This window comes from Archangium sp. (assembly GCF_036389735.1).
Taxonomy (GTDB): domain Bacteria; phylum Myxococcota; class Myxococcia; order Myxococcales; family Myxococcaceae; genus Archangium.
In genome coordinates, this window is the sequence record NZ_DASVWK010000886.1 from 1 (window position 1) to 5,919 (window position 5,919).

The 5,919-nt window shown below is 70.5% G+C and carries 5 protein-coding genes; all 5 read left to right on the forward strand.

The window, feature by feature from the left end; all coding sequences use genetic code 11:
* A partial coding sequence (locus VF794_RS31650; RefSeq protein WP_414640992.1) for a YbhB/YbcL family Raf kinase inhibitor-like protein occupies positions 1 to 561 on the forward strand: 561 nt, incomplete at its 5' end.
* 80 nt (positions 562 to 641) lie between these two features.
* Entirely contained in the window at positions 642 to 2,774 is a 2,133-nt protein-coding gene (locus VF794_RS31655) for an ATP-binding protein (RefSeq protein ID WP_331116844.1), read from the forward strand.
* A gap of 282 nt (positions 2,775 to 3,056) precedes the next feature.
* Positions 3,057 to 4,082, forward strand: coding sequence for a hypothetical protein (locus VF794_RS31660; RefSeq protein ID WP_331116845.1), 1,026 nt, complete (start codon positions 3,057 to 3,059; stop codon positions 4,080 to 4,082).
* A 40-nt stretch (positions 4,083 to 4,122) separates the two neighbouring features.
* Positions 4,123 to 5,547 carry a hypothetical protein gene (locus VF794_RS31665; protein ID WP_331116846.1) on the forward strand — a complete coding sequence of 475 codons (1,425 nt, stop codon included), beginning with the start codon at positions 4,123 to 4,125 and terminating at the stop codon, positions 5,545 to 5,547.
* A 50-nt stretch (positions 5,548 to 5,597) separates the two neighbouring features.
* Positions 5,598 to 5,919, forward strand: a 322-nt coding sequence (locus tag VF794_RS31670; protein ID WP_331116847.1) for an ankyrin repeat domain-containing protein, incomplete at its 3' end; no start/stop codon positions are given.

Genomic DNA, 5,919 nt, shown 5'->3' on the forward strand with positions numbered 1-5,919 from the left:
CCCGGTGACCCCATCCCCAGCTTCGACGTGGACCCCTCTCACAGACGCCAGGAGGACCCCGGTATGACCATGCCGTTCCAACTCACCTCGCCCCGCTTCCAGAATGGCGAGACCATCCCCATCACCTACACCTGCGAGGGAGAGAATATACCCCCGCCCCTCCACTGGGAGGGCGAGCCCCCAGGCACGCGCAGCTTCGCGCTCATCGTCGAGGACCCCGACGCGCCAGATCCGACCAACCCCCGCACGCCCTGGGTGCACTGGGTGCTCTACAACCTGCCTCCCAACTTCCACGACATACCCGAGTCCATGATGCCCGAGAGCCTCCCGGCGAGTGCCCTCCAGGGGCTCAACGACTTCAAGGGGAGGGGCTACGGAGGCCCGTGTCCCCCCGTCGGTCGGCACCGCTACGTCTACCATCTGTACGCCCTGGACACCGTGCTGCCGGACCTGGGACGGGTCACCCGCGCCCAGCTGGCCAGTGCCATGGACGGCCACGTCCTCGCCGAGACGACGCTCGTCGGCACCTACGAGAAGATCAACAAGCTCCACCACCACTGAGGGAGGAGCACCGCTCCCGGGCCCGGAAATCACCCGGGCCCGCTTCCCCCTACCCCGCCCGGGTGCCATCGTAACGCCCCGTGACGACGCACGATGGACCTGGGCTGTCTCCGTATCACCACCTCGAGACGATGCCCTTCGCCCTGGGCATCGTCCGCGACACCCGCTTCGTCTACGTCAACGCGGCGCTGCTCACGCTGCTCGGCCTGCCCCGTGAAGAGGTCCTCGGCTGCTCCTTCGAGCTGTTGTCGGCGCAGCAGGTCCCGCTCCTCGCCGAGCGGTACGCGCGCCGGCAGCGCGGGGAGCCCGTGCCGGACAGCTACGAGACGGTGTTGCGCACCGCCCAGGGCGAGCGGCGCGTGGAGCTGACCGTCTCGCGCAGTGGCGAGGACACGGTGCTGATGTTGCGCGACGTTTCCGTCCGCGTGGCCCACCGCCAGTTGCTCCAGCGCATGGCCACGCTCGGGGCCTCGCTGCCCGGCATCCACTCCGAGGAGGAGGTGCTGCGCCGCGTCTTCGAGGGTCTGGCCGAACTGGAGCTGTCCTATGGCTACCTCGTGCCGGAAGCGGAGCGGGTGTGGCTGGGCCACGCCTTCGTGGGCACTGGCGCGGCCGCGGGCGAGGAGCGCCTCACCGGCCAGCACCTGGTGGACGTGCCGGGCCGCTGGTCCCCCCTGCTGGAGCAGGCGTGGAGGGAGGGCGCCGCCTACGGCGAGGACTTCGCCTGGGAGGCGGCCCGCTTTCTCGGCCTGGACTGGGCGGAGCCGGTGAGCACGCACCTGCGGCGGGTGGGGCCCCTGAGCGCCGTCTGCGTCCGCATCGACCAGGAGGGCCAGCCCCGGGCGCTGCTGCTGGTGGCCGCCGACTGGCTGCGCGAGGAGGAGCTGCCCTCGCTGCGCCTCTTCGCCGCCCAGGTGTCCGCCGCCCTGGAGGCCGCGCGCACCATCTCCCGTCTGTCCACGCGCAATACCGCCCTCGCCGCGCTCAACCGCCTGGCCGAGGTGGCCGCCACCGCCCCGGAGCCCCGCGCCTTCTTCGAGCCCGGCACCCAGGAGATCATCGGCCTGCTGCGCTGTGCCGCGGTGGTCCTCTTCCTGCGCACCGAGGACGCTCCCGCCCTGGAGATGGTCTGGTCCCACGGCCTCAGTGAGGAGTCGGTGCGCGCCTACCAGCGGCGCCCCCTGGAAGGCTCCGTGGCCGGGCGGGTGATGGCCGGGGGCCTGCCCCGGGTGCTGCACATCGAGGACTTCCCCGAGCCCATCCGCGAGGACATGCGGCGCGATGACCGCGCCTCCGTGGTCATGGTGCCCCTCCAGGCACGCTCGCGCATGGTGGGCGTCCTCATCATCACCTTCCGCCAGCACCGCCTGCTGTCCGCACTGGAGCTGGAGACGGTCCAGGCCATGGGCTCCCACTTCGCCGCCGCCATCGAGTCCCACCGCCTCCTCCAGGAGATGCGCGGGCGCGCCGAGGAGTTCGACCGCCTCAATACGCAGCTCAAGCACGCCCAGCAGCAGCTGGTGGAGCACGAGCGTCTGGCCGCGCTCGGCGAGCTGTCCGCCGTCATCGCCCACGAGGTGCGCAATCCGCTCGGCTCCATCTTCAACGCCGTGGCCACCCTGCGCCACCACGTCGAGCCCACCGCCCCCGCCCACACCCTGGTGGGCATCCTCGCGGAGGAGGCCAACCGCCTCAACTGGCTCGTGGACGACCTGCTCGACTTCGCCCGCCCCACCTCTCCCCTGCTTCAGCCCGTGCCCCTGGGGCGCCTCCTCCAGGAGGAGGTCCGCACCGCCACCAGAGGCCAGTCCCGCGTGCGCGTGGAGTGGGCCCTCGAGCCCGACGTGCCCGCCGTCCCCGTCGACGAGCGGATGATGCGGCGGGCCTTCCTCAACCTCGCCCTCAACGCCGTACAGGCCATGCCCCAGGGCGGCACCCTGCGCGTCTCCGCGCGCCGCTGCCCCGAGCCGCCCGGCGCCTTCGTGGAGTTCTCCGACACCGGCCCCGGCATCCCCCCGGAGCTGCGCGAGCGGCTCTTCCAACCCTTCTTCACCACCAAGGCCACCGGCACCGGCCTCGGCCTCACCATCGTCAAGCGCACCCTCGATGCCCACTCCGGCCACATCCGCATCGAGTCGCCTCCCAGGGGCGGCACCACCTTCCAGCTCGTCCTCCCGCTCGCGCCACAGGCGGTGACCCCGCAGCCGGGGTGAGCGGCCCCCGTCTCCTCGCGCATCCCTCCCCGAGGGGCCCTCCCCCCAGCGCTGGTCCGTCCGGAAACGTACGCTCGATCGGTTGGCTGCACTCCTTATTGGTCAATTGTCAAGGAGATCTTCTGTCCGTCCCTGGCCGGTGGCGATCAGGAGGAGTAGAACGCCTCATTCCCAGGTGATCGCTCTGCTGCTCGGTGTGGCCGGCGCCCTGTCGCGGCCTGGGGGAAGTGCATTCAGGCGCCGGGCCCGCGAGTCCCATCCCGTCTCTCGGGAGGTGTCGTGATGCGTCGTCTGCTCGCAGGAAGTGTCGCAGTGGCCGTGCTGGCGTTGGCGGGGACCGCCCAGGCCTCGGGAGAGTGTGGCTCGGTGTCCGCCGGGTGGAACGCGCCCAATGGCGCGGTGGTGTTCGATCGGGGCCCCGGCCCCATCCGTGACGTGCTGGACGCGGTGGGTGAGTACCGCACGCACTCGATGCTCTCGCACGGGCCCGGCGCGGGCGTGACCCACGCCACCATGAAGAACCCGGATCAAGCCAGCTGGCCCGGCGTCTGTACCAAGCCGATCGTCACCAGCCAGCTCCAGTACGGCTACCCGGGCCTGGAGCAGATCAACCAGGGCGGCATCTACATGTACATGTACGGGGGCGGCGGCGGCCCCGAGTGGACCGGCTGGCAGCAGGGAGACGCCGTCCACGCGGCCATCATCGGCGACTCCGTCTGGTACAACCACGCCTACGTCAGCGACCTGTCCAAGTTCGACAAGGGCCAGGTCATCGACCGGCCGTTGCGCAACGGCTACCGCGTCAACTACTCGCTCTTCCAGTACCGGGACCTGGAGAGCGCCCACGCGATTCCGGGCAACGCGGCCAACAACGGCCTCGTCTGCTCCACCTTCATGGCCTACGCGCACAACTACGCGGGCCGGGGCGAGGTGACGGCGCACACCTACTCGCACGACCTGATGGCCAACGCGTCCAACTCGCTCTACACGGGCATCTACAACCAGTGCAAGGCGTCGCTCGGCTGGTTCCAGAACGCGCTGCTCACCGTGGCCTGCCCCTTCTACAACGTGTGCGGCAACGCCGGTAACCAGGTGGCCAACTGCATGTCCGCCAACCGCTGCGACAGCTCCGACGGTCGCATCTGGAAGAGCGTGCGCGATGACCCCAACGCCACCGCCACCTCCATCAGCCCGGATCGCATCGGCGGCTGGGGCACCCACCCCATCGACAACACCATCTGGGGCCCGGACTACTCGCACCAGCTCCAGTGGAACTCGGGCGGCAACGTCTACGGCTGCTGGCAGTAATCCCCCTCGCATCGTCTGACCCGGAGAGGAGCCCCACCCGATGACCTCCCACACCGACAATCGTTCCCAACAGGCCAGGCGCTGGGGGCTGCTGCTCGCGCTCGTCGCGCTCGGAATGGTCGCGGGCTGGCTCCTCGCCCGGCAGCAGCCGGTACCGGACGCCCCCGGGCCCCAGGCGCGGACGCAGGCTCCTCGCCCCTCCGCGGACTCCGCTCCGCCCCCGCGCGCCGCCGCTCCTGGCACACCCCAGGTCGCCGCGGCCGCCGGGCCCCAGCCCGCTCCGCCCATCGTGGATGAGATCCTCGTGGAGAAGCCGGAGGTGTGCTCGGGCGAGGACAACCTCATCACCGTGCGAGCCCACACGCCGGATGGGAACGATGCCTTCCTGCACTACACCGTGGGCAACGGCACCGGCCAGCGCATCCCCCTGCGCGTCTGGCGCAACGAGGTGGATGGCTCGTACGAGCTGCCCACCATCACCGTCTTCACCAAGAACAACGTCTCCGTCACCGTGCCCATGCCGCGCTACACGGTGAAGGAGTGCGAGCCCGAGCGGCTCGTGCACGTGCTGTCGCGGCGGCTGCCCAACTCCGAGGACGACTTCGAGTTCTTCGCCAAGGTGGTACAGCGGCCCGCCCAGCCCGGCATACCCGCTCCCCTGCCCTTCGTCCCCGCGCGCTACGTGTGGACCTTCGACGACGAGCCGGTGGAAACCACCTCCGGCCCCACCGTCTCGCACACGCTGCTGGGCAAGACGGGCGCCGACAGCATGTACACCCAGCACCTCGTGCGCGTGGACATCTACGATGCGGCGGGCCAGAAGGTGACGGGCCGCTCCTCGCTCCAGGTGCTCAACACCGCCTTCGAGAACTTCCAGAAGAAGGGCATCGTCACCGTCCTCTCCGTGGGCACGCCGCGCTTCCCCGTGCTCGACGAGGACGGCGTGGTGCGGCAGACCTTCCGCCTCTACCACCGCTTCCGTGGGCCGGTGCGCCTCACCAAGGTCACCACCGTGCGCGCCTTCCGCGGCAACGACGAGGGGCCGCCTCCCCCGGAGCAGGTGGACGCCGCCTCGCTGCCCATCAGCGAGGTCCCCGAAGGCAAGGGCACCGAGGTCAAGGTCTCCTTCGACACCAGGGCCGAGCCCGAGGTCTTCGCCATCACCTACGCGCTGGAGGGCGTCAGCGCCGACGGGCATCCCGCGCGAGGCACCTTCTCCGTCATGCGCCCTCCCCCCAAGCCCACCAAGCAGAACAGCAACCCCATCGCCGACCCGGTGCTGCTCGCCAAGGTCAAGCGCGCGCGCGAGCTCCTCCAGCAGGAGTTCGTCACCGACGAGGACATCTTCCGCCTGGAGCGCGAGGGGAAGTTCGCCGACCTGAAGGTGGAGGCGAACCAGACGCCCGCCCAGGCCGCTCCCGTGGGGGGCACGTCCACCGGGCGCCCGCGCAACCCGGCCCGGTAGCGCGCCGGGGGGGAAACGCGTCATCATCTCCCCCGGAGGTAGCCCACACCATGTCTCTCTTCGATGCCGTGGCCGCCGGTGACCTGGCGCGCGTGCAGGTGCTGCTCGACAGCGGCGCCGACCCCAACCCCTTCGATGTCGAGGGCCGTACGCCCCTCATCGTCGCCGCAGAGAACGGCAGCGAGGAGCTCGTGAAGTGCCTGCTCGCGGGCGGCGCCGACCCCATCCTCACCGACCGCGTCGGCGAGACGGCCCTCGGCAAGGCGGCCGCCCATGGCCACGCTCGCATCGCCGCCATCCTCTACCCGTACGCCTCCGAGGATGACCAGATGATGGCGCGCACGCTCCTCAAGGTGGGCACCGACTTCTTCA

What these genes read in the sequence shown, in the direction of transcription:
- VF794_RS31660 (WP_331116845.1), top strand. Translation starts at nt 3,057, where the DNA reads ATGCGTCGTCTGCTCGCAGGAAGTGTCGCAGTGGCCGTGCTGGCGTTG.
- VF794_RS31665 (WP_331116846.1), top strand. Translation starts at nt 4,123, where the DNA reads ATGACCTCCCACACCGACAATCGTTCCCAACAGGCCAGGCGCTGGGGG.